22 protein-coding genes are annotated in these 24696 nt (G+C 54.1%); 9 read left to right on the forward strand and 13 right to left on the reverse strand.

Going from position 1 to position 24696, the window contains the following annotated elements:
* Nucleotides 1-86: 86 nt before the first annotated feature.
* From AC2AXP_RS01630 to nagB, 4 genes are all read right to left on the reverse strand, one after another.
* Nucleotides 87-839 (reverse strand): HAD-IIA family hydrolase, encoded by a 753-nt coding sequence (locus AC2AXP_RS01630; RefSeq protein WP_004965903.1) that lies wholly within the window; start codon nucleotides 837-839, stop codon nucleotides 87-89.
* A gap of 63 nt (nucleotides 840-902) precedes the next feature.
* Nucleotides 903-2123 (reverse strand): DNA-binding transcriptional regulator NagC, encoded by a 1221-nt coding sequence (gene nagC, locus AC2AXP_RS01635; protein WP_004965899.1) that lies wholly within the window; start codon nucleotides 2121-2123, stop codon nucleotides 903-905.
* A 23-nt stretch (nucleotides 2124-2146) separates the two neighbouring features.
* A complete protein-coding gene (gene nagA / locus AC2AXP_RS01640) occupies nucleotides 2147-3286 on the reverse strand; it encodes an N-acetylglucosamine-6-phosphate deacetylase (RefSeq protein ID WP_004965896.1) in 1140 nt (379 codons plus the stop codon).
* Nucleotides 3287-3304: 18 nt separating this feature from the next.
* Nucleotides 3305-4105, reverse strand: a complete 801-nt coding sequence (gene nagB, locus AC2AXP_RS01645) for a glucosamine-6-phosphate deaminase (RefSeq protein WP_039992368.1) — start codon at nucleotides 4103-4105, stop codon at nucleotides 3305-3307.
* 514 nt (nucleotides 4106-4619) lie between these two features.
* Between nagB and nagE the strand changes: the two genes are divergently transcribed.
* The 5 genes from nagE to AC2AXP_RS01670 all read left to right on the forward strand — a co-directional run bounded on the left by nagE (nucleotide 4620) and on the right by AC2AXP_RS01670 (nucleotide 13560).
* Nucleotides 4620-6656, forward strand: coding sequence for an N-acetylglucosamine-specific PTS transporter subunit IIBC (gene nagE, locus AC2AXP_RS01650; RefSeq protein ID WP_371902042.1), 2037 nt, complete (start codon nucleotides 4620-4622; stop codon nucleotides 6654-6656).
* 247 nt (nucleotides 6657-6903) lie between these two features.
* Nucleotides 6904-8571 (forward strand): glutamine--tRNA ligase, encoded by a 1668-nt coding sequence (glnS, locus tag AC2AXP_RS01655; protein ID WP_004965890.1) that lies wholly within the window; start codon nucleotides 6904-6906, stop codon nucleotides 8569-8571.
* Nucleotides 8572-9095: 524 nt separating this feature from the next.
* Nucleotides 9096-10502, forward strand: coding sequence for a chitoporin ChiP (gene chiP / locus AC2AXP_RS01660; RefSeq protein WP_004965888.1), 1407 nt, complete (start codon nucleotides 9096-9098; stop codon nucleotides 10500-10502).
* A gap of 49 nt (nucleotides 10503-10551) precedes the next feature.
* The gene (chiQ, locus tag AC2AXP_RS01665; RefSeq protein ID WP_004965886.1) at nucleotides 10552-10878 is read left to right on the forward strand and encodes a ChiQ/YbfN family lipoprotein; all 327 of its coding nucleotides are present in this window, start codon (nucleotides 10552-10554) and stop codon (nucleotides 10876-10878) included.
* 18 nt (nucleotides 10879-10896) lie between these two features.
* Nucleotides 10897-13560, forward strand: a complete 2664-nt coding sequence (locus AC2AXP_RS01670; RefSeq protein WP_484381387.1) for a beta-N-acetylhexosaminidase — start codon at nucleotides 10897-10899, stop codon at nucleotides 13558-13560.
* A gap of 200 nt (nucleotides 13561-13760) precedes the next feature.
* Here AC2AXP_RS01670 and fur read toward each other — a convergent pair whose 3' ends face one another.
* The 4 genes from fur to ybfF all read right to left on the reverse strand — a co-directional run bounded on the left by fur (nucleotide 13761) and on the right by ybfF (nucleotide 16609).
* A complete protein-coding gene (gene fur, locus AC2AXP_RS01675) occupies nucleotides 13761-14207 on the reverse strand; it encodes a ferric iron uptake transcriptional regulator (protein WP_004965880.1) in 447 nt (148 codons plus the stop codon).
* A gap of 324 nt (nucleotides 14208-14531) precedes the next feature.
* The gene (gene fldA / locus AC2AXP_RS01680; RefSeq protein WP_371902044.1) at nucleotides 14532-15071 is read right to left on the reverse strand and encodes a flavodoxin FldA; all 540 of its coding nucleotides are present in this window, start codon (nucleotides 15069-15071) and stop codon (nucleotides 14532-14534) included.
* Nucleotides 15072-15300: 229 nt separating this feature from the next.
* Nucleotides 15301-15588, reverse strand: coding sequence for a LexA regulated protein (ybfE, locus tag AC2AXP_RS01685; RefSeq protein ID WP_004965877.1), 288 nt, complete (start codon nucleotides 15586-15588; stop codon nucleotides 15301-15303).
* Between the two features lie 250 nt (nucleotides 15589-15838).
* Nucleotides 15839-16609, reverse strand: coding sequence for an esterase (ybfF, locus tag AC2AXP_RS01690; protein ID WP_198773318.1), 771 nt, complete (start codon nucleotides 16607-16609; stop codon nucleotides 15839-15841).
* Nucleotides 16610-16822: 213 nt separating this feature from the next.
* Here ybfF and seqA point away from each other — a divergent pair, with 213 nt between their 5' ends.
* The 4 genes from seqA (at nucleotide 16823) to AC2AXP_RS01710 (ending at nucleotide 20191) form a co-directional block, all read left to right on the forward strand.
* Nucleotides 16823-17359: a replication initiation negative regulator SeqA gene (gene seqA / locus AC2AXP_RS01695; protein ID WP_004965869.1), complete on the forward strand. Its 537-nt coding sequence runs from the start codon at nucleotides 16823-16825 to the stop codon at nucleotides 17357-17359.
* A 75-nt stretch (nucleotides 17360-17434) separates the two neighbouring features.
* On the forward strand, nucleotides 17435-19078 hold the full coding sequence (pgm, locus tag AC2AXP_RS01700) for a phosphoglucomutase (alpha-D-glucose-1,6-bisphosphate-dependent) (RefSeq protein ID WP_371902045.1): 1644 nt from the start codon (nucleotides 17435-17437) through the stop codon (nucleotides 19076-19078).
* 166 nt (nucleotides 19079-19244) lie between these two features.
* On the forward strand, nucleotides 19245-19889 hold the full coding sequence (locus tag AC2AXP_RS01705; protein ID WP_039992363.1) for a PadR family transcriptional regulator: 645 nt from the start codon (nucleotides 19245-19247) through the stop codon (nucleotides 19887-19889).
* Nucleotides 19889-20191, forward strand: a complete 303-nt coding sequence (locus AC2AXP_RS01710; RefSeq protein WP_004965859.1) for a DUF3861 domain-containing protein — start codon at nucleotides 19889-19891, stop codon at nucleotides 20189-20191. Before AC2AXP_RS01705 ends, AC2AXP_RS01710 begins: the two co-directional genes overlap by 1 nt.
* Before the next feature lie 70 nt (nucleotides 20192-20261).
* Here the strand turns inward: AC2AXP_RS01710 and AC2AXP_RS01715 are convergent, their stop codons facing one another.
* From AC2AXP_RS01715 to kdpE, 5 genes are all read right to left on the reverse strand, one after another.
* A complete protein-coding gene (locus AC2AXP_RS01715) occupies nucleotides 20262-20933 on the reverse strand; it encodes an oligogalacturonate-specific porin KdgM family protein (protein WP_004965857.1) in 672 nt (223 codons plus the stop codon).
* 74 nt (nucleotides 20934-21007) lie between these two features.
* Entirely contained in the window at nucleotides 21008-22315 is a 1308-nt protein-coding gene (locus AC2AXP_RS01720; RefSeq protein WP_004965855.1) for a TRAP transporter large permease, read from the reverse strand.
* The gene (locus AC2AXP_RS01725; protein WP_004965854.1) at nucleotides 22312-22824 is read right to left on the reverse strand and encodes a TRAP transporter small permease; all 513 of its coding nucleotides are present in this window, start codon (nucleotides 22822-22824) and stop codon (nucleotides 22312-22314) included. Before AC2AXP_RS01725 ends, AC2AXP_RS01720 begins: the two co-directional genes overlap by 4 nt.
* A 14-nt stretch (nucleotides 22825-22838) precedes the next feature.
* Nucleotides 22839-23825 (reverse strand): TRAP transporter substrate-binding protein, encoded by a 987-nt coding sequence (locus AC2AXP_RS01730; RefSeq protein WP_273869077.1) that lies wholly within the window; start codon nucleotides 23823-23825, stop codon nucleotides 22839-22841.
* Nucleotides 23826-24002: 177 nt separating this feature from the next.
* Nucleotides 24003-24692, reverse strand: a complete 690-nt coding sequence (gene kdpE / locus AC2AXP_RS01735; protein WP_004965850.1) for a two-component system response regulator KdpE — start codon at nucleotides 24690-24692, stop codon at nucleotides 24003-24005.
* Between the last annotated feature and the right edge of the window lie 4 nt (nucleotides 24693-24696).

Genomic DNA, 24696 nt, shown 5'->3' on the forward strand with positions numbered 1-24696 from the left:
TAAATTAAATTCATCAACAGCGCGGCTCGGCGTTTTATTGGCGTGGCGAAGTAAAAAATGGCGGCATTAACGGCCGCCAGCGTGAACTAGAACAGGTTGATATCGGCAACGGAGGGGAAGATATAACTCGGTCGGAACGGCATGGTTTCAATATCGTTGAGGGTCGATACCCCGGACAGTACCAGAATGGTTTCCAGCCCGGCCTGGAAGCCAGCCAGTATGTCGGTGCGCAGGTTATCGCCGACGATCACCGTTTCTTCCGAATGCGCCTGCATTTTGTTCAGGGCGGCGCGGATGATCCACGGGCTGGGTTTGCCGACGTAAAACGGTTTGCGGCCGGTTATTTTTTCGATCGGCGCACAGAGCGCGCCGCAGGCCGGCACGTAGCCGTGGCCATGGGTGTCAGGATTGGTGGCGATAAAGCGTGCGCCGTTGTTCACGAAATACGCGGCCTTATGCATCATATCCCAGTTGTAGGAGCGTGTTTCACCAACGATAACAAAATCAGGGTTGATATCGGTGATGGTGAAACCGGCTTTATACAGTTCGTGAATCAATGCGCCTTCGCCGACCACGTAGGCTTTTTTACCTTCCTGGCGCCGCAGAAAATCGGCGGTGGCCATTGCCGAGGTGTAAAAGGCGCTTTCCGGTACCTCGAGACCGGCCGCAGCAAAGCGGTTGGCCAGATCCTGCGCGGTTTGCGACGGGTAGTTGGTCAGCATCACCAGCGGCATGCCCTGCTGCTGAATCCGTGCCAGAAACAGATCGGCGCCGGGAACGGCGGTGTTGTCATGCATCAGCACGCCGTCGATATCACAGATAACGTTTTTAATGGTCATTGGTGCAGTGTCTCATGATGGCGGCGAGCAAAAGCGACAGCGGCCTGCTCGCCGAAATGCGTTTTAGCTTTCCAGCAAACGCTGTAACAGAACGCCGTTGAGCATTGCGCGTTTCGCCAACGCAAACGCCCCGATCGCCGAGCGATGATTCAGTTCGGAGGTGACAATCGGCAGGTTCTTGCGGAAGTCCTTCAGTACCTGATTATTGATGCAGCTCTGGATGGCCGGCAACAGCACTTTTTCGGCTTCGGTAATTTCGCCGGCGATCACCACTTTTTGCGGATTAAACAGGTTGATGGCGATGGCGACGGCCTTGCCGAGATAACGACCAACGTGCTCGAGCACCTCGCTGGCCAGCAAATCGCCACGGTTGGCGGCTTTGCAAATGGCGTTGATGCTGCAGTCATCGAGCGTCAACTTGCTGGGATAGCCCTGGGTCAGTAACTGGCGCACGCGCTGTTCAATGGCGGCGTTGGCGGCCACGGTTTCCAGACAGCCGAAGTTGCCGCAGTGGCAGCGCTCGCCGAGCGGGTCAATCTGGATATGGCCAATTTCGCCGACGTTGCCGTTGTTGCCAAGAAAAATCTGGCCGTTAACGATAATGCCGGCGCCGGTGCCGCGGTGCAGTCGAACCAGAATGGAGTCTTCGCAGTCGCGTGTGGCGCCGAAATAATGCTCGGCCAGCGCCAGGCTGCGAATATCGTGGCCGACAAAACTGGTGACGTTAAAACGCTGCTGCAGGTTATCGACCAGCGCCCAGTGATTGACGCTGATGTGCGGCATATAGCGCACCACGCCCAATGCCGGATCGACCAGGCCAGGCAAAATCACGGAAATGGCGATCAGCTCGCGCAGTTTGCGTTGATAGCTCTCGATAAACTGGGCAATGGCGTTGAACAGTGCATTTTCCAATGTCTCCTGGGTACGCTCCGGCAAAGGGTAGTGCTCTTCGCCGAGTGATTTGCCGCTCATGTCATACAGCGTGATGGTGGCGTCGTGCCGGCCAAGACGCACGGCCACGGTATGAAAATGACGGGTTTCGGTGACAATGGAAATGGCACGGCGACCGCCGGTGGAGGCTTGCTGATCGACTTCCTTGATCAGCCCGCGCTCCAACAGCTGGCGAGTAATTTTGGTGACGCTGGCGGGAGCTAACTGGCTCAGTTCGGCAATTTGAATGCGCGAAATCGGACCCTGTTGGTCGATAAGGCGATACACTGCTGCTCCATTTAGTTGCTTGACTAAATCAACGTTGCCAATCTGTGCCTGCCCGCCAGTGCTCATCAATAAATTTACTCGCTGTTTGATTAAACCTCGTTGCCGTTAACGAGAGTTTTGGTGATGTTGAATTCTCGGTCAAAGGCGGTGAGGTTCGCCACCTTACCGGCTTCAATACTGCCCAAATGCTGGTCGACGCCGATGGCGCGCGCCGGATACAAGGTTGCCATACGCAGCGCTTCATCCAGGGCGATACCTACATGTTCGACGCTGTTCTGCACCGCTTCGATCATGGTCAGCGCAGAACCGCTCAGGGTGCCGTTTTCATCAACGCACAGCCCGTCACGATAGTATATTGTTTTACCAGCGAAAATAAATTGGTCAATATCTGCACCTGCCGGCGCCGTGGCGTCGGTGACCAGCACCAATTTATCACCTTTAAGGCGTTTGGCGTTACGGATACTCGCCCAGGCGACGTGATGACCGTCGGCGATGATACCGGTATAGACTTCCGGCGTATCGAAAATCGCGCCCATCAGGCCCGGTTCGCGACCGGTGATGTACGGCATGGCGTTATACAGGTGAGTGGCAAAACTGATGCCGGCGGCGAAACCGATGCGCGCCTGATCGTAGCTGGCGTTGGAGTGGCCAGCGGAAACCACGATGCCTGCGTCACGCAGCTGCTTGATAAAGTGCGGTTCGACCATTTCCGGTGCCAGCGTCACCTTGGTGATCACATCGGCGTTGGCGCACATGTAATCGACCATTTCACGGTCTGCTTTTCGGATAAATGCCGGGTTATGGGTGCCTTTTTTGGCCGGGCTCAGGTAAGGCCCTTCCAGATGCAGACCAAGTGCCTGATTGGCGTGTTTTTTCAGATAAGCGCGCATCACTTCGATGCTGTGCTTCATAAATTCATCGCTGCTGGTGATAAGCGTCGGCAGGTAACTGGTACAGCCCGACTTTTCATTGGCGCGCTGCATGATATCCAGCGTTTCCTGCGAAATGGCTTCCAACGAATCGTTGAACTGTACGCCACCGCAGCCGTTAAGCTGAACATCGATAAAACCTGGGGCTAGCATGGCACCACCCAGATCGCGCGTTTCGATACCGGCAGGCAACTCGGCCAGCGGGCAAACTCGTTCAATCAGACCATCGGCAATGATTACGGCGTGGTCATCAAGCACGTCGTGGCCGGTATAAATCCGACCGTGGGTTAAAGCGAACATGTAGCCCCCTAAAAAAAATTAAATATTCTTCATGCTTTCCGCTTCTAACTCGCGGAAGTACTTAACGGTTTTGACTTTCAGTTCCATGGTGGACGGCTCATCGCACACGACCACGGCCTTGGCATGCAGTTGCAGACAGCTAATGGTCCACATGTGGTTGATATTGCCTTCAACCGCGGCTTCCAGCGCCTGCGCCTTGCCGTGACCGGTCACCAGGATCATCACTTCTTCCGCGTCCAGCAAGGTGCCTACCCCAACGGTCAGCGCATATTTAGGCACCTGATCGACATCGCCGCCAAAGAAACGGGAGTTGGCGATACGGGTATCTTCGGTCAGCGTTTTGATGCGGGTACGCGAAGCCAGGGACGATGCCGGTTCGTTAAACGCGATGTGGCCGTCAACGCCTACGCCGCCCATAAACAGGTGGATTTTACCGTAAGATTTGATTTTCTCTTCGTACTGACGACATTCGGCATCGACATCTGCGGCATTACCATTCAGCAAGTTGATATTTTCACGCGGAATATCAACATGATCAAAGAAATTACGGTACATAAAGGTATGATAGCTTTCCGGGTGTTCCTGCGGCAGGCCAACGTATTCATCCATGTTGAAAGTCACCACATGCTTAAAGCTTACTTCACCTGCTTTGTGCATCGCAATCAGATGTTTGTACGCTTCGAGCGGCGTGCCGCCGGTTGGCAGACCCAGCACAAACGGACGATCGGCCGTTGGCTTGAACGCATTGATGCGCTGCACGATATGGCGCGCCGCCCATTTGCCAACTTGTTGGGTATCTTTCAGTGGGATAAGTCTCATCATACACCTCTTGGGTAAGTAAACTATGGCTATACTGTACGGGCTTTGGCAGACGCCTTAAGCGTAACTCAGCTTTGTGCTTTGCGTGTGAAAGGCCATCCGCTTTGATTTTTTGAATGATAAAATAAGTTTTGTGTGATGGCTAGCAATGTGACAGATAAAGGCACATTTTTGGTGATATAAATCACAAAAAATGAGGTTTTAATTTGCGATACGAAATAATTTTTTTACACTCCGCATGAACAGACTGCATCCCACCATTACAGCTGGGAGTGGCTGGTGGTGATTTGAGCGCACTGCAAGACGTGAACCATGAAATCTGCGGGGTCAAACCCGCGGTCAGGTACGCACCGAGGTGTTCAAATGAGCCAACCCGCAGGGGCGCGCACCCCAAGAGTCCGGCGGTCATGGTGGGATACAGTCAGTCAAGTGTCATACGTTATTTCTAAAAGGTAGTGAGCTGGTCTCAATAAACTACCAATAGGGTCCGTCCGCGGACGAATAGGGGGAAAAGGTGAACATTCTTAGTTACTTGCAAAAAGTGGGGCGGGCCTTGATGGTTCCGGTCGCCACGCTGCCTGCCGCCGCCATCTTGATGGGCGTCGGGTATTGGATTGACCCTGTTGGTTGGGGCGGTGACAACGCTCTCGCTGCTTTCTTTATCAAATCTGGCTCAGCCATCATCGACAATATGTCGGTGCTGTTTGCCATTGGTGTGGCTTACGGGATGTCAAAAGACAAGGACGGTGCCGCGGCATTGACCGGCTTTGTCGGCTTCCTGGTGTTGACTACGCTCTGTTCACCGGCCGCGGTGTCGATGATTCAAAAAATCCCCCTCGATCAGGTGCCAGCTGCGTTCGGTAAAATTCAGAACCAGTTCGTGGGTATCCTGGTCGGTATCATTTCCGCCGAGATTTACAACCGCTTTAGCAGCGTGGAGCTGCCGAAGGCGCTGTCATTCTTCAGCGGCCGCCGTCTGGTGCCGATCCTCATTTCCTTCCTGATGATCCTGGTGGCCTTCATTCTGATGTACATCTGGCCGGTGATTTTCAACGGTCTGGTGAACTTCGGTGAACATATTCAGAAAATGGGCTCGACCGGCGCGGGTATTTACGCATTCTTCAACCGTCTGCTGATTCCGGTTGGTCTGCACCATGCGCTCAACTCGGTGTTCTGGTTCGACGTGGCCGGCATTAACGACATCCCTAACTTCCTTGGCGGCCAGCAGTCTATCGAAGCCGGTAAAGCGGTGGTGGGCATCACCGGTCGTTATCAGGCGGGCTTCTTCCCGATCATGATGTTCGGCCTGCCGGGCGCGGCGCTGGCGATTTACCACTGCGCACGCCCAGAGAACAAAGCCAAGGTCGCCGGTATCATGATGGCAGCCGCCTTTGCCGCCTTCTTTACCGGCATCACCGAACCGCTGGAATTCTCCTTCATGTTCGTGGCTCCGGTGCTGTACGTGATCCACGCGGTACTGACCGGCATTTCGGTATTTATCGCAGCCAGCATGCATTGGATCGCCGGCTTCGGCTTCAGCGCCGGCCTGGTGGATATGGTGCTGTCGTCACGTAACCCGCTGGCGACGCACTGGTACATGCTGATCCCGCAAGGGCTGGTGTTCTTCGTTATTTACTATGTGGTGTTCCGTTTCACCATCAACAAGTTCAACCTGATGACCCCAGGCCGTGAGCTGGCAGTTGCCGGTGATGAAAGCGACGGTTATGACGTCAACGTTGATGCCTCTGCTGGCAAAGACGAAAACGAAACCACCACTATCGCTCGCCGTTACGTCAGTGCGATTGGCGGCTCCGACAACCTGACTGGCATCGACGCCTGCATTACCCGCCTGCGTCTGAACGTGAAAGACTCGGCGCTGGTCAATGATGCACTGGCGAAGCGCCTCGGTGCATCCGGTGTCATTCGTCTTAACAAGCAAAGCGTGCAGGTTATCGTTGGTACCCGTGCCGAACTTATCGCCAGCGCCATGCGCAGCGTGGTGGCTGCCGGTCCAGTGCCTGCCGCTGCCGCCGCGACCGCCGTGCCGGCAAGCGAAGCCAAGCCGCAGGCGGTGCCAAACGCGCCGAAAGCGGTACTGGAAGCGCTGGTCGCACCGGTCACCGGTGAAGTGATCGCGCTGGATCAGGTGCCGGATGAAGCCTTCGCCAGCAAAGCGGTAGGTGACGGCGTGGCGATTCGCCCGACCGACAAAACCGTTGTGGCGCCGGCTGACGGCACCGTGGTCAAGATCTTTAACACCAACCACGCTTTCTGCCTGGAAACGGCCAACGGTGCGGAAATCGTGGTGCATATGGGCATCGATACCGTAGCGCTGAACGGCCAGGGCTTTACACGACTGGTGGAAGAGGGGGCCGACGTCAAAGCTGGGCAACCGATTCTGGAACTGGATCTGGCGTTCCTCAATGCCAATGCCCGTTCGATGATCAGCCCGGTGGTGGTCAGCAACGCCGACGATTATGCCGGTTTGAGCGCGCTGGCCAGCGGCACTGTGGTTGCCGGCCAGACCATCCTGTTCGAGATTCAAAAATAAGACAGTTTTTCCTGAGTAGTACCTTGGGGGCCAGCGAGTCATGACGTGACGCTCCCAGACGTTGGCGGGAGGAGAGCAATCTCTTCCCGCTTTTTTTTGGCCACTCGCCGCCGCCCGCTGGCGACAGGGTGGAGCGCGCTGGGGCATAGCCTTATACTTTTTGATGAAACTAACGGTTGTTTCCGCGCGTGGGTTGTTGGATCATAGGCGGTTATGTGAAGCACTCTGGCATTTGAGGAATAGTGAAATGAGTGAGGCTGAAGCCCGCCCAACCAATTTTATCCGTCAAATCATCGACGAAGATCTGGCATCAGGGAAGCATTCAACGGTTCATACCCGTTTCCCGCCTGAACCTAATGGCTATCTGCACATTGGCCATGCGAAATCCATTTGTCTGAACTTTGGCATTGCCAAGGATTATCAAGGCGAGTGCAACCTGCGTTTTGACGATACCAACCCGGTAAAAGAAGACATCGAGTTCGTTGAGTCGATCAAGCGCGACGTTGAGTGGCTGGGTTTCCATTGGAGCGGCAATGTCCGTTATTCCTCTGACTATTTCGATCAACTGCACCAGTATGCGGTTGAGTTGATCAACAAGGGCCTGGCCTACGTTGACGAACTGACGCCGGAACAGATCCGCGAATACCGCGGCACCCTGACTGCGCCGGGTAAAAACAGCCCGTACCGCGATCGTACGGTGGAAGAAAACCTGGCGCTGTTTGAAAAAATGCGTAACGGCGAATTTGCCGAAGGTACGGCGTGCCTGCGCGCCAAGATCGATATGGCTTCGCCGTTCATCGTGATGCGCGATCCGGTTCTGTACCGGGTTAAATTTGCCGAACACCACCAGACCGGCAAAAAATGGTGCATCTATCCGATGTACGATTTCACCCACTGCATTTCCGATGCGCTGGAAGGCATTACCCATTCGCTGTGTACGCTGGAGTTTCAGGACAACCGTCGCCTGTATGACTGGGTGCTGGATAACATCAGCATTCCATGCCATCCGCGTCAGTATGAGTTCTCACGTCTCAATCTCGAATACGCCATCATGTCCAAGCGCAAGCTGAACCTGCTGGTGACCGAGAATATCGTTGAAGGCTGGGATGACCCGCGTATGCCGACCGTCTCCGGCCTGCGTCGCCGTGGTTATACCGCAGCGTCAATTCGCGAATTCTGCCAGCGTATCGGCGTGACCAAGCAGGATAACAACGTTGAAATGATGGCGCTGGAATCCTGCATTCGCGACGATCTGAACGAAAATGCCCCGCGAGCCATGGCGGTTCTGGATCCGGTCAAGGTGGTGATTGAAAATCTGCCGGCAGACGCGGTGGAAATGGTCACCATGCCCAATCATCCGAATAAACCGGAAATGGGCGACCGTCAGGTGCCGTTCAGCCGCGAAGTGTACATTGACCGCGCTGACTTCCGTGAAGAAGCCAACAAGCAGTACAAGCGCCTGGTGTTGGGTAAGGAAGTTCGCCTGCGCAATGCCTATGTCATCAAGGCCGAGCGCGTGGAAAAAGACGCGGACGGTGAGATCACCACCATTTTCTGCAGCTACGATGCGGACACCTTAAGCAAGGATCCGGCCGATGGCCGCAAGGTGAAGGGCGTGATCCATTGGGTTTCCGCGGCGCATGCGCTGCCGGCGGAAATTCGCCTGTACGATCGTCTGTTCAGCGTGGCGAACCCGGGTGCGGCAGAGGACTTCCTGGCGACCGTCAACCCTGAATCGCTGGTGATCAAGCACGGCTTTGTCGAACCAAGCCTGGCGGCGGCACAGCCTGAGCACGCCTACCAGTTCGAGCGCGAAGGCTATTTCTGCGCCGACAGCCGCTATTCTTCGGCTGAACATCTGGTGTTTAACCGCACCGTCGGCCTGCGTGATACCTGGGCCAAAGCGGGCGTCTAAAGCGCGCGAGCCGATCTGAACAACAAGCGCAACGTCGGTTGCGCTTTTTTTTTGCTGCTTTCCCGCAGACCATTGCCGGCTGTTTTCTTCCGCGCCGATCAATCCGCAAACCGCCTGTCCGCTGTATATTCGCGTTGCGAATTAATGTCATTTGGAGAGCGCTCTCTAAACTGGTGATAATTCACGGCTTTACCCGCGCTGAATCCATTCAATTAAGATTCTTAAAACTGATTTATCAATAATTATTCTGATTTAATTGAATTTTTTATTCAAAATGACCGAATTCTGACGATGTAATAATTTCTCATCAATATGTGCTCTTTGTCATACTTTGACAAACCTATGGTAATTTTCAATTGATAATTCGCGTCGCGAAAAATAGTCTATCAGTAGCAATAAATGCTGTGGGGTTTTTCCCCCATGGCGAAAAACTTTTACCCGATTGGGTTTTTATTAGCGGCCGTGCAGGGCAGTGGTGAACACGGCGGCCGCACTTTTACGTTACGTCAAAGAGGAATTTTATTATGGCTACGCACGGTGCACAGCGTAAATCGCTGGCGCTCGCAGTCGCGGGTGCACTGTTGGGAACGGGTTTTACTATCGCCCCCGAGGCGAAAGCGGCAGGGTTTATTGATGACTCCACGCTGACCGGCGGTATTTATTACTGGCAACGTGAACGCGACCGTAAAGACGTAACGGACGGCGACAAATACAAGACCAACCTGTCGCATTCCACCTGGAATGCCAACCTGGATTTCTCCTCCGGCTATGCCGCGGATATGTTCGGTATCGATCTGGCGGCCTTTACCGCCATCGAAATGGCGGAATCCTCCGAAAGTGGTCACCCGAACGAAATTGCCTTCTCCAACTCCAACCATGCCTACGATGAAGACTGGTCCGGCGACAAGAGCGGTATCAGCGTTTACAAAGCGGCGGGTAAATTCAAATACGGTCCGGTCTGGGCGCGAGCCGGCTGGATCCAGCCGACCGGCCAAACGCTGCTGGCGCCGCACTGGAGCTTTATGCCCGGCACCTATCAGGGTGCTGAAGCCGGAGCCAACTTTGATTACGGCGATGCCGGTGCCCTGAGTTTCTCCTACATGTGGACCGACAAATACAAATCCCCATGGAACCTGGAAATGGACAAGTTCCGCCAGGGTGACAAGAAAACCGGTGTGTCTTATCTGCACTCGCTGGGCGCCAAGTATGACTTCAAGAACGATCTGGTATTGGAAGCGGCATTTGGCCAGTCGCAAGGCTATATGGACCAATACTTTGCCAAAGGCTCTTACAAATTTGACGTTGCCGGCAACCCGTTGAGTGCCAGTTACCAATTCTATGGCGCGCGCGACCGCATCCATGATGCCAAGGACGTCAATCCGGCAAGTACCAGCGATCTGTATGACGGCATGGCCTGGCTGCAAGCGCTGACGTTTGGCTACAAAATCGGCCAGGTCGATTTGCGGCTGGAAGGCACCTGGGTGAAGGCGGAAGGCAATCAGGGGTTCTTTTTACAGCGTATGACGCCAACCTACGCCTCCTCCAATGGCCGGCTGGATATCTGGTGGGATAACCGTTCCGACTTCAATGCCAATGGCGAAAAAGCGGTGTTCGCCGGCGCGATGTATGACCTTAGCAACTGGAATCTTCCGGGCTGGGCGGTGGGCGCATCCTACGTTTACGGCTGGGACGCCAAGCCGAGCACCAACCCGATGTATGACCAAAGCCAGCGTTTGAAGGAAAGTGCCTACAGCCTGGATGCACTGTACACCGTGCAGGAAGGGCGGGCGAAAGGCACCTTGTTCAAGCTGCACTTTACTCAATACGACAACCATACCGACATCCCAAGCTACGGTGGCGGCTACGGCAACATCTTCCAGGATGAGCGCGACGTGAAATTTATCGTGATTGCGCCATTTACTCTCTTCTAATGCTCCTTGCCCGGTGGTGACACCGGGCAAGCATGCTCAAGGAACAGCGATGAAAAACCTATTGTTGTTGGTGGCTGCGGTACTCGGGCTTAGCGCCTGCGTTCAGCCGCAAACCCCGCCGGAAGACGCCAAACTGCGTCAGGCCTACAGTGCCTGCATCAATACGGCGGAAGGTTCGCCAGAGAAACTGCAGTCCTGTCAGGCGGTATTGAACGTATTGAAACAAGAGAAACAGCATCAACAGTTCGCCGAACAGGAGACGGTCCGCGTACTGGATTATCAGAGCTGCATTCAGGCTGTACACACCGGCAATGGGCAGGCGTATGACAGCCAGTGCGGCAAGATCTGGCAAGAAATTCGCGCAAATAATCACTGATTACGGATGAGGTCGAAGATGAACATATTCAAATTGAGTGCCCTTGCCGCATTAACGGCCAGCGTTGGCATGTTCGGCAATATCGGCAGCGCCATGGCCGATCAACAGCTGGTGGATCAACTGAGCCAGTTGAAACTGAATATCAAGATGGTTGACAATCGCGCGGCTGAACATGGCGTTGATTGCGCCAAGCTGGGCGCAGACTGGGCATCGTGCAACAAGGTCCTGATTACGCTGGCCAACGACGGCCAAGATATCACCGGCAAGGACTGGGTTATCTACTTCCACAGCCCACGCCAGACGCTGCAGGTCGACAACGATCAGTTCACCATCTCTCACCTGACCGGCGATCTGTATAAATTGGTGCCAAGCGAAACCTTCAGCGGTTTCCCGGCTGGCAAAGCGGTGGAAATTCCGATCGTGACGGAATATTGGCAACTGTTCAAAACCGACTTCCTGCCGCGCTGGTATGCGACCTCTGGTGACGCCAAACCGAAAATGCTGGCCAATACCGATACCGAAGATCTGGATCAGTTTGTGGCACCGTTTACCGGCGATCAATGGAAACGTACCAAGGACGATAAAAACGTTCTGATGACGCCGGCCTCGCGCTTTGTCAAAAACGCCGAGTTGAAAACCCTGCCGACGGCGTCGTTGCGCGGGCAAATCATCCCGACGCCAATGGACCTCAAGGTTCATGCCCAGGACGTGGATCTGAGCAACGGCGTGGCGCTGGACCTGAGTGCGCTGGCCAAACCGTCGGCCGATGTGGTCAGTGAGCGTTTTACCCTGCTGGGGGTGGCACCGACACGCAGCGGTTATCCGATTAAAACCGACATCAAGCCGAACGCCTTCAAGGGCGACCTGGCGGTGGCAGGCGCCTATCAGTTGCAGATCGGCGCCAAACAGGCGGTGGTGACCGGCTTCGATCAGGCTGGGGTGTTCCATGGCCTGCAATCGATTCTGTCGCTGATCCCGACCACAGGCGACAAGAAAATCGCCACGCTGGATGTTAAAGATGCGCCGCGCTTTGAATACCGTGGCCTGTTCCTCGACGTTGCGCGCAACTTCCACCACAAGGATGCGGTGCTGCGTCTGCTGGATCAGATGGCGGCCTATAAGCTGAACAAGTTCCACTTCCACCTGACCGATGATGAAGGCTGGCGCATCGAGATCCCCGGCCTGCCGGAGCTGACCGAGATCGGCGGCCAACGCTGCCATGACCTGAGCGAAACAACCTGCCTGTTGCCGCAGTACGGTCAGGGGCCAGAGGTTTACGGTGGTTTCTTCAGCCGTCAGGACTATATCGACATCATCAAATACGCCCAGGCACGCCAGATTGAAGTGATCCCGGAGGTCGATATGCCGGCGCACGCGCGTGCGGCGGTGATATCCATGGAAGCGCGTTATAAGAAACTGCTTGCCGAAGGTAAGCAAAAAGAGGCCGAGGAGTTCCGTCTGCTGGATCCTACCGACAGCTCCAATACTACCTCGGTGCAATTCTTCAATCGCCAGAGTTATCTGAACCCGTGCCTGGATTCATCAACCCGCTTTGTCGACAAGGTGATCGGTGAAATTGCCCAAATGCATAAGGAAGCCGGTCAACCGCTGAAAACCTGGCACTTTGGCGGCGATGAAGCCAAGAACATCCGTCTGGGCGCCGGTTATACCGACATCAAACAGCCAGAACCGGGCAAAGGCATGCTCGATCTGAGCAAAGAAGACAAACCGTGGGCCAAGTCGCAGGTTTGCCAACAGATGATCAAGCAGGGCAAGGTTGCCGACATGGAACACTTGCCGAGCTACTTCGGTCAGGAAGTCAGCAAACTGGTTAAAGCGCACGGCATCGACAGAATGCAGGCCTGGCAGGATGGCTTGAAGGATGCCAAAGACGCCAAGGCGTTTGCCACGGCGCGCGTTGGCGTCAACTTCTGGGATACCCTGTACTGGGGCGGGTTCGATTCGGTAAATGACTGGGCCAACAAGGGTTACGAAGTGGTGGTTTCCAACCCCGACTACGTCTATCTGGACTTCCCGTATGAGGTCAATCCAAACGAAAGCGGCTATTACTGGGGCACCCGCTTCAGTGATGAGCGCAAAATATTCAGCTTTGCACCGGATAACATGCCGCAGAACGCTGAAACGTCGGTGGATCGCGATGGCAACTATTTCACCGCCAAGAGCGATAAACCGTGGCCGGGCGCCTATGGCCTTTCCGCCCAGCTGTGGAGTGAAGTGGTGCGCACCGATCCGCAAATGGAATATATGATGTTCCCGCGCTCGCTGTCGGTGGCGGAACGAGCCTGGCACCGCGCCAGCTGGGAACAGGACTATAAGGCAGGTCGAGAATACAAGGGCGGGGAAACCCACTTGGTCGATGACAAAAAGTTGCAGCAGGACTGGCTGCGGTTTGCCAACCTGCTGGGGCAGCGCGAGTTGGGCAAGCTGGATAAAGGCGGGGTAAAATACCGCCTGCCGGTGCCAGGTGCGCGGATCGTCAACGGCAAGCTGGAGGCCAATATTGCTTTGCCGGGACTGGCTATCGAGTATTCCACCGACGGTGGCAAACAGTGGCAACGCTATGATGACAGCGCCAAGCCGGCAGTAGCCGGCGAGGTGCAAATTCGCGCGGTCAGCCCTGACGGCAAGCGCTTTAGCCGTGCGGAACCGGTGCAGGCGTAGTGACCAATGCCTCGCTGCGTGTCGGCGGCGGGGCGTTTGGGGTGTGGAGGGGGTAATACCCTGATGAAAGAGGTGGTTTGCCGCTGCATTGTTATCTTTTGTGACATGATTTCCCCGGCGCGTCCGGGGATTTTTTTGCCTGTCTGACAGGCATAAAAAAACCGCCGTCTGGCGGTTCCTTGCTTATTAATGCATCAGCATTATTTTTTGTCGTGCAGCGTATCGTCTTCGCGGCAATCACCGATGGCGCAATGACCGTACAGGTACAGGCTGTGGTTGGTGAGTTTGATGCCGTGCTGTTTGGCAATGTCACGCTGACGCGCTTCGATGGATTCATCGCTGAATTCGATCACTTTGCCGCAGTCCAGGCAAATCAGGTGATCGTGATGGTGCTGCTGAGTCAGTTCGAATACTGATTTGCCGCCTTCGAAATTATGACGGGTGACAATCCCGGCGTCGTCAAATTGGTTCAGTACGCGGTAAACCGTCGCCAGACCAATTTCTTCGCCCATATCAATCAGTTTCTTGTACAAATCTTCCGCACTGACGTGATGGCAAGCCGGATCTTGCAGTACTTCCAGGATTTTGAGTCGCGGAAGCGTGACTTTTAAGCCGGCCTTCTTTAATGCGGTATTGTTGTCAGTCATGCGGATTCAGTCCTGTTACTATGCTAATCAAGTTGAGGCATTTTTGCCTATGGCATCGGTCGGCACAAAGAATTTATTGCGTCTCATTATAGAACCGGTTGACCTAAATGGAAACCGCCGGTTGTTAACAAAGATATATTCGCACCGTTACATGTCACACATGTAACATCTTGATGGGTGGGATAAACCGAACCGCAGTCTACCGTGACGAGGGGGGAAGTTACAATTTTGTAGCTTCTATCGCTTCAATCCGTGATGTCGATAACGGCCCTGCGTTAATCATGCGTCTCGCAGGGCCTTGAACGGCGGGGAAATAACCGCTGCTTAACCTACGATGTCTGCCAGGCTCAGCTCTGCGCTGATTTGCGCCACCCAGCCCTGCACGCGTTCGTCGGTCAGTTCGGGTTGGCGATCTTCGTCAATCGCCAGGCCGATAAAGTGATCGTCGTCTGCCAGACCCTTGGAGGCTTCGAAATGATAGCCTTTGGTTGGCCAGTGGCCGACAATCGCTGCGCCGCGAGGTTCGATGATGTCACGAATGGTCCCCATCGCATCACAGAAATATTCCGCGTAATCTTCCTGATCGCCGCAGCCGAACAGCGCGACCAGTTTGCCATTGAAGTCTATTTCTTCCAGCGTAGGGAAAAAGTCGTCCCAGTCACATTGTGCTTCACCGTAATACCAGGTTGGGATACCGAGCAGCAGAATGTCGAATGCGTCCAGATCTTCTTTGCTGCTTTTGGCAATGTCATGCACCTCAGCCACATCGTCGCCAAAGCTCTGACGAAGAAGTTTTTGGATCATCTTGGCAATGTTTTCGGTATTGCCGGTGTCGCTGCCAAAGAAAATGCCTACGTTAGCCATATCGCGTATAACCTTTAAATTCAATTAATTACAATACTCGACGCCCGGCTTTCGCACCGGTATCGTTTAAAATATCGCCATGGTGAGGAGCCAGCTCCCACCGCTAAACGCGTATCATGCCAGAAATTTGCCCCGGGGTTTTATCGCGTTTATGCGATGCCCGAAGAATAAAATGCGGAGTTGATCCGGCGTCATCCTTAACGCCGCGCCGCGCGTGCGGCTGATAAGATCATTGTTCTGGCTGTTCTTCCGCCAGTTGCGCCAGCAGCATTTGCTCAATGAGCTCGCTGCGACTGATATTACGCTGTTCCGCCAGTTTGTTCAGAGCGTCCACCGCATCCGCGTTGATTTTCAGCTCCACACGCCGCAAACCACGTACTTTATCGCGCCGTAGCTGATTCCGCTTATTGATTCTAAGCTGTTCATCACGGGATAGCGGGTTGGTTTTCGGGCGCCCCGGACGGCGTTCATCTGCGAACAGATCCAGCGTCGTGCGATCCGTTTGTTCTTTTGCCATAGGTAGCGGTACTGCAAGGGAGTTTGCATCAAAAAGCGTTTCACGCTTCCGGACGGTTCGGTTAATACAGTTCAGGTCGATAAAACCTAACCCAAATTTGCCCCCATTCCGGCGTTTTACACCACGCTGGCGACGGCGGCAAAATTATAGCGCGCCATATTACCCCAGCAGATGGAGCAACGACAATGCTTTACTGCGTTGCAAACGCGCTAAGCCGTTATCTTTAGCGCGTTTTTTCGCCAACTGGCCGTCAGGCCTGGTCGATGAAGCGATGAATGGCACGCAGTACCGCATCCGGTTTCTCGGCGTGTACCCAGTGGCCACTGCCAGCCACTTCATACGCCCGTGCCTGCGGGAACTGGCGGGCGATGTCGTCGCGGTAGTCGTTTTTTACGTAAGGCGACAGCCCGCCACGAATAAACAGAATCGGCTGCGGCCAGGCCGGCACCGGTTGCCAGCCAATGATGGTTTCATATTGCTCGATCAGCACCGGCAGGTTGAAACGCCATTCGCCCTGATGGAACGATTTCAGCAGAAACTGAATCACCCCTTCTTCATCCAGCATGGTGCGCATCAGCGCCGCCGCCTGCTGACGCTGAGTCATGCCGGCGGCGCTCACTGCCTGCAAGGCGGCGAAGATTTCATCATGGTGTCGGGTCTGATAAGCCACCGGTGCGATATCGATAACCACCAGTTTGGCAATACGCTCGGGAGCAATCGCCGTCAAGGCCATTGCTGCCTTGCCCCCCATGGAATGGCCGATGACGATGGCACGCTCGATATTCAGGCTGTCCAGCAGCGTAAGCAAATCCTGCGCCATCACCGGATAGCTCATTTCGGCGGCGTGCGGCGAAAGCCCATGGTTGCGTAAGTCGACTTTCACCACCGGATGCTGGCGGTGCAAATCGCGCGCCAGTACGCCGAGGTTGTCAAGGTTGCCGAAAAGCCCGTGTATCAGCACAATCGGCAGCGCGTTTGTCTGTTCGGCCTGGGCGGCCAATAATTGATAGTGTAATTTCATGGCGAAGTTCATGACCTGAAAACATTCTGTTAGGGTATCATACCCATCAGCAAAGAGGTGGGCGGGTGATGCCGGCTATAGGTAATAGTCTGCTTTTGCCCCCAGAGGGCACTTTGTTATGTTTGCTCTCGCGCTTTTAACCTTATAATCCCATAGCTTGAATGCAGAACCCGGTTTCGGATTCTACGTAGAAAAATACAGTACTGGATAAAGATGAAAACTATTGAAGTCGACGAAGAACTTTACCGCTATATTGCCAGCCACACGCAACATATTGGGGAAAGTGCGTCTGATATTTTACGGCGTATGTTGAAGTTTACCGCAGGGCAGCCAGTGCGCCCCGTGTCTACCGCTGCGAGTGGCAGCGCGGAGCCGGAAAAAGCCACCGCGTCGCGCCCACGGGATCGCGTCCGCGCCATGCGTGAACTGCTGCTGTCGGATGAATACGCCGAGCAGAACAAGGCCGTAAATCGTTTTATGCTGGTACTGTCAACGCTGTACACCCTCGATGCGGCCGGCTTCGCTGCCGCGACCGACGCATTGCATGGCCGTACACGCACCTATTTTGCCGGCGATCAGCAAACGCTGCTGGCAAACGGAACGCATACCAAACCGAAACACGTTCCCGGCACCCCTTATTGGGTGATCACCAATACCAATACCGGCCGCAAGCGCAGCATGATTGAACATATCATGCTGGCGATGCAGTTCCCGGCGGAACTGACAGAAAAAGTGTGCGGCACGATCTGATTTAGCGAACCGCCCGTCATAGTGGTCGCGCAACCTTTCGCCCGGCCGCTGGACAGAGGAAAGGGAGAAAAGTTGATGGCGAACAATCCACGCGCCGGGCAACCGGCTCAGCAAAGCGATTTGATCAATGTGGCTCAGCTGACGTCGCAGTACTACGTGCTGCAACCGGAAGCGGGCAACGCCGCCCATGCGGTGAAATTCGGTACCTCGGGTCACCGTGGCAGCGCGTTGCGCCACAGTTTCAATGAAGCGCATATTCTCGCCATCGCGCAGGCGATTGCCGAAGTACGCCGCCAGCAGGGCGTCAGCGGTCCGTGTTACGTCGGCAAGGACACCCACGCGCTGTCTGAGCCAGCGTTTATTTCGGTGCTGGAAGTGTTAACGGCCAACGGCGTCGACGTGGTGGTACAGGAAAACAACGGCTTCACGCCGACGCCGGCGGTTTCCCATGCCATCCTCAGCCATAACCGCTCGGGCGGCGCGCTGGCTGACGGTATTGTCATTACGCCGTCGCACAACCCGCCGGAGGACGGCGGTATCAAATACAACCCGCCGAACGGCGGTCCGGCTGACACCAACCTGACCTCAGTGATTGAAAAACGCGCCAATGAACTGCTGGTGCAAGGGCTGAAGGGCGTACAGCGCCAGTCGCTGGACCAGGCCTGGCGCAGCGGCCACCTGCACGCGCAGGATTTGGTGCAACCGTATGTCGAAGGGCTGGCGGATATCGTTGACATGCCGGCGATCCAACGTGCCGGCATGAAGCTTGGGGTCGATCCGCTCGGTGGTTCCGGTATCGCCTACTGGCAGCGTATTGCCGAGCATTACGCGCTGGATCTGACGCTGGTTAACGATTCCATCGATCAGACCTTCCGCTTTATGCACCTTGACCACGACGGCATTATCCGTATGGACTGCTCGTCCGAGTCGGCGATGGCCGGCTTGCTGGCATTGCGCGACAAGTTTGATCTGGCGTTTGCCAACGATCCGGATTATGACCGTCACGGTATCGTGACGCCTGCCGGTCTGATGAACCCGAACCATTATCTGGCGGTGGCGATCAACTACCTGTTCCAACATCGTCCGCAGTGGGGCGCCGACGTTGCCGTGGGCAAAACGCTGGTTTCCAGCGCGATGATTGACCGAGTAGTGGCCGATTTGGGTCGCAAGCTGGTGGAAGTGCCGGTCGGTTTCAAATGGTTCGTTGATGGCCTGTTCGACGGCAGCCTGGGGTTCGGCGGCGAAGAAAGCGCGGGAGCGTCGTTCCTGCGTTTCAACGGCACGCCGTGGTCTACCGATAAAGACGGCATCATCATGTGCCTGCTGGCGGCGGAAATCACCGCAGTGACCGGCGACAATCCGCAGCACCATTACGACCATCTTGCCAAGCGTTTCGGTGCGCCAAGCTACAACCGCATTCAGGCACCGGCCAGTCACGCGCAGAAAGCCGCGCTGGCCAAGCTGTCGCCGGAAATGGTCAACGCCAGTACGCTGGCTGGCGACGCGATTACCGCGCGCTTGACCGCCGCACCGGGCAACGGCGCGTCGATCGGCGGCCTGAAGGTGATGACCGATAACGGTTGGTTCGCTGCGCGTCCATCCGGCACCGAAGAAGCCTACAAAATATACTGCGAAAGCTTCCTGGGGGCGGAACACCGCGCCAAGATCGAACAGGAAGCGGTAGAGATCGTCAGCGAAGTGCTGGCTTCTGCCAAGTAATCTCCCTGTCTCCAAACAAAGCGCTGTTTTTACAGCGCTTTTTTTATGCCTGCAATTTAGATATATCTAAATTTGTTTTTCCGCTTGCTCATTTCGATATATCGATCTAGATTAGATATATCGAACCAGATTCGATATATCTAAAACTGAGCATGAGGTAGACATTATGTTTCATCGTTTTCGCGCCAGTCGTTGTAGCGATCGCTACGCCGATCACGGCGAAGATCATCATCGCTGTCATCACCAGCGCGCCGGCCGCCATCATTTTGGCGCGCACGGCGAAGAGCACGGGCGTGGCCGCGGCCGCGGCAATAAACTGCACCGCCTGTTTGAACACGGCGATTTGCGCATGGTGCTATTGGCACTGGTCGAACGCAAACCGAGCCATGGTTACGAACTGATCAAGGCGATAGAAGAGGCCTCCTCCGGCCTGTATGTGCCGAGCCCGGGGGTAATTTATCCCACCTTGACGCTGCTGGAAGAGCAGGACTTTCTTGACGCTACCACCACCGGCAAGGGCCGCAAGAGCTATCACATCACCGATGCCGGCAAGGCAGAACTGGCGCAGCACCAGCCGGCAGTGGACGTGATCTTTGCGCGTCTGGCGGACGTGAGCCGTCGCCGCGAAGGCAATCTGGCCGAAGGTATCGCGGAAACCATGCAGCGACTGAAACGTGTACTGCGTGGCAACATGATGCGTGCTGACTTGAGCCAGCAGCAGGTGGAACAGATCAATCAGGCGCTATTGACCGCGGTGGAAAGCATCGAAACCACCGTGGCGCAGGCGGAACAGCCAGAGGAGAACCGCTGATGCCGGGACACCGTTTTCGTATTACCGTTGAAGCGCTGACCGATCGCCAGGGTAAGCCGGTAGAAAAAACGCCGCTGGTGTTTGAAGTGGAAAACCATGATGACATCCTCGGCATCGTTGAACGGATCCAGGCGCGCCAGGATCTGAACTTTGGTGAGGAAAAAAGTGCGGCGTTCGCCGTTGGGTTAAAGCTGTTTTCTGAAGTGATGATTGAAAACCGCAAACATCCGCTATTTTTGCCGCTGCGTGACGCGTTCAAGGATTTCATGATCGGTCTGAAGAAAGGCCCCGATGCGCCGTAATGCCCGCGGCCTGCAGCAAACGGTTGATAGCCAATGAGCCTCATAGGCGAGGCTCATTGTATCGCATTGCCTAGAAGGTATAGCCTAACCCGACGCGAAAACGCGTTTGGCGTTCATCGGTGGTGCTGCGTACCGAAACGTTGCCGATTTCGATAAACGGCGACCAGGCGTCGATGTGATAAGCCGTTCTAAAATTGTATTCATAGTTATAGGTGTGGTTATCATATAAATTATATTTTTCCGCTTTTTTATAGATACCTTCCACAGAAAAATCCCAACTATTAACCTTATAACCAGCCCATAAATCAATACGGTTTATTTTATCATCTTCGCGCTGATCGGAAGAACGGCGGAAATACTCAAAACGATAGCGTCCCGCAATCCACCAGGACTCATTCAATACCTTGGTGGCACGAATATACGGTTTGTAAACCGAATAACCATTGCCGGTTTCCAATACCAGGCCAGGTTGAATATCAACGCCGTGGTATTTAAACTGGTAATTGGCCGTGTACTCATTGCCCTGGCTTTCCATATCGTTGAATGGCTTATTGGTGTCGTCGCCGCCAGACTTTGAGATGGCTTCCAAGGCGAAACCGAAACCGCTGTCAAAACGGTGCGAGATATAGACACGATCGTAGTTGGCTTTGCTGTCATCTAAATATTCATGTCGAATATCCACATAGGTTGCGAATGCAGAGGACGAGAAAAAAGGCAATAGCAGTACCGAGAATTTCTTCATGTAAAATTCCTTTCAATAATTATCATTGTTTATTTTTATTGAACCCAGAGGGAAGTGCCTGTTTAAAATGGGCGCTACATCACGCCCAGTATTCTTGGTAAAAATAACGTGAGCTCAGGAATATAGGTAATCAACAACAGCATACTGACGATGGCGACATAGAAGGGCATCAGCGGACGGACCAGTCCCTCGACCTTTACATTACCGACGCTGGCACCAACGTAAAGGCCGCTACCGACCGGCGGAGTGATGGTGCCAAATGCCAGGTTATACACCATAATAATGCCGAAATGGACCGGATCGACGCCGACCTTGACCAATATTGGCAGCAGAATAGGCGTGAATATCAGAATGGCGGGCCCAATATCCATAAATGCGCCGATAATCAGCAGAAAAACGGTGATGATTAACAAGATAACCAGCTTGTTTTCCGAAATACCCAATATCATATTGCTGAGCGCTTCCGGGATACTGGTGATCGCCATGGCAAATGACATTGCCGACGATGTGGCAAGCAAAAACATGATGATGCCGGTCATTAATGCCGTCTGAACCAAAATGGCGGGAATATTTTTCAGCTTTAGCGTCTTGTAAACCAGCATGGTTAAAAACAGGGTATATACCACCGCAACCGCCGAGGCCTCAATGGCGGTAAAAATACCCAATACGATCCCGCCAATGATAATGACGATCAGCAACAGGCTGGGTAACGCTTCCCAGGTGACTTTCCAGAGCAGTCCCTTTTGCACGGTGAAGAAATTAATATAATTATGGCGTTTGGCGACAAACCAGGTCACCAGCATGCAGCTGACGCCCCAGAGCAGCCCGGCGACCAGACCGCCGGCAAACAGGGCTGCAACCGAAGTGCCGCCGCTGGCCAGGGCATACAGGATAAAAGCCGTGGTTGGCGGGATCAGCATGCCGGTCGGCGCCGAGGCAATATTCACCGCGGCGGCAAATTCGCGGTTATAGCCTTCCCGCGCGCTCATCGGCACCAATACGCCGCCGATTGAGGTTGAAGCGGCAATCGCCGAGCCGGAAATGGCGCCAAACATCATATTGCCGGCAATATTGGTATAAGACAGCGAGCCCGGCAATTTACCGGTAAACAGCTTGGCAAAATTGACCAGCCGAGCCGCGATGCCGCCACCGTTCATAATCACGCCGGAAAGAATGAAAAAGGGCACCGCCAACAGTGAAAAACTGTCGAGGCTGGAAAACATTTTTTGCGCCGTCGCGAACATCGAAATGTCAAAAGGCAATACCAGCAGCATGGTACAGCAGGACGCCACGACAATACATAAGCCTATTGGCGCGCTCATTGCCAGTAACACCATGAAAACGCAGACCATTACGCCAGAGGCCAATACCGGGTCAATCATAATGCCTCTCCGTTGCTGTTATTGTGTGACACAGTGACTCGACGCTTTTCATGCATCAGATCATAAATATTGAGTACGCTATAGACGATGATCAGCAGCCCGCTAATTGGCAAGGCGTAATAAACCCTGCCCATCGGAATATTGAGCGCTGGCGATAATTGCTGCATGGAAATAGATGATATTTTTAACCCGCCAATAATCAGTATGTATATTGCCAGCAGCGCAAAGCATACCTGCAATAACGACACCCATAAAAAATGCAGCGAGCCCGGGATCTTGTCGAGGAAGAACGTCAGGCTGATGTGCTGCTGTTTGCCCGCGGCGTAAGCCATGCCGAACATCGACAGCCACACCAGTGAAAAACGCAATAGCTCCTCGCTAAAGGTACTGGGCTGTCCCAGTGCATAACGGCTAATCACCTGCCAGCATGAAACGATCACCATCATGGTGAGCAATAAACAGCAGATGGCTTCAAGTAATTTATCAAGTCCTTGTCGGATGGCGTGCATAATATGCCTCTGAGTTAATTTTTTGCTGCTTCGATCGTCTGGTAAAGCTGATAAAGCACCGGAGTGCTTTTCAGGCTGTCATAGATAGGCTGGACGGCGGCTTGAAACGGCTTTTTATCGATGTCAAAGAATTCGACGTTGAACTGTTTGATTGCCAGCGCTCTGGTTTTTTCTATTTCTTTATCCCAGGCGGCTTTTTCAAAAGCAATTGACGCCTTCACTGCATCACTGACGATACGCTGCTGCTCGGGCGTCAGTTTTTCCAGCGTCAAGGCGCTCATCAATAAGATATCCGGAATACGCGTATGCATATCATAGGTATAATAACGGGCTACCTCGCCATGACGGGCAATGGTCAAGGCAAACTCGTTATTTTCCGCGCCGTCTAAAATACCTTGCTGCAACGAGGTATAAACTTCCGCCTGCCCCATGGCAATTGGCGACGCGCCGAGCAGTTTCATGGTGCGTATTGCGGTAACGCTCTGCATGACACGAATCTTTTTGCCCTTCAGATCGTCAATGGTGCGGACAGGCCCTTTGGACATGTAAAAGTTACGCGATCCGGAATCATACCAACCGATGCCGATAAAGCCTTGCGCTGCGGTAGATTGATATACCGTATCCATAACATCAGGATTATCCATCACACGATAAAATTCTTCTTTCGATGAAAAAAGATAGGGCAGGGAGAATACGCCGTATAAAGGTGAAAAACTCTCCATTAACCCGGAAGAGACCTTGGTGATATCTACCACTCCGGTCTGAGTGAGTTCCACCAGTTCGCGTTCGCCGCCTAACTGACCGTCCGGGAAATAGGTAACCTTGACTTGGCCCTGGGTTTTTTCCTCGATTTCCCTGCCGAGAAAATGTAAGGCATCTTTTATCGGTTGGCTATTTTCAGCATACGCCAGCCGTAAAACGGTTTGCGCCTGACCGCCAAGCGATAAGCTAAAAAATAATGCGATGGCGAGCGTGGTTTTTATTATTGTCTGCGGTTTCATAAGCACTCGTATGTACTTTATTCCAGAGGGAGTATCATACGAGCGCCCGAGGGGGCAAACCTTTTGGATTTTGCCTTTAAACGCCTTTTATTGGCTCTGGCAGAAAGGTTTTACCAACCAAGATCACATATTTATCATTGTGACGACGGAGGGGAGTGATGCCAATAGCGCACCGTATCAGGGCATAAAACGATAGCCGACGCCGGTTTCGGTCAGGAGGTGCCTAGGTCGCGCCGGGTCGCTTTCCAGTTTTTGGCGCAAGTGTCCCATATAGATACGCAGATAATGGCTGTGTTCGACGTAATTCGGCCCCCAGACGTGGTTCAACAATTGGCGTTGCGTCAGCACTTTGCCGGCGTTGGCCAGCAGCTCGGTGAGTAGGCGAAACTCAATCGGCGTCAGATGCAGTTCTTCACCGCTGCGCAGCACCCGGCGGTTGATCAGATCGACGGTGATCTCCGAAAAGGTGACCAGCGGATTTTCTTGCTGGCTGCTGGCGTGGCGGCGCAGCGCCACTCGCACGCGAGCAAGCAGTTCGCCGATGCCAAACGGTTTGCTGAGATAATCGTCGGCACCGGCATCCAGCGCCGAAACCTTGTCTTCTTCCGCATTGCGTGCCGACAGCACGATCACCGGAATGGCGCTCCACTGGCGCAGATCGCGGATAAAACTTAAACCGTCACCGTCCGGCAACCCCAAATCGAGAATGATCAAATCCGGTTTGCGGGTGCCGGCCTCAATCAGCCCGCGTTGCAGCGTTTCGCTTTCAAACACCCGCAACCCTTCGCTTTCCAGCGCGGTACGCACAAAACGACGAATTTCTTTTTCATCTTCAACGATCAGGATGTTGGTTGGCGTAGTGGTCACATTA

The organism is Serratia sp. Sp408, assembly GCF_057180665.1.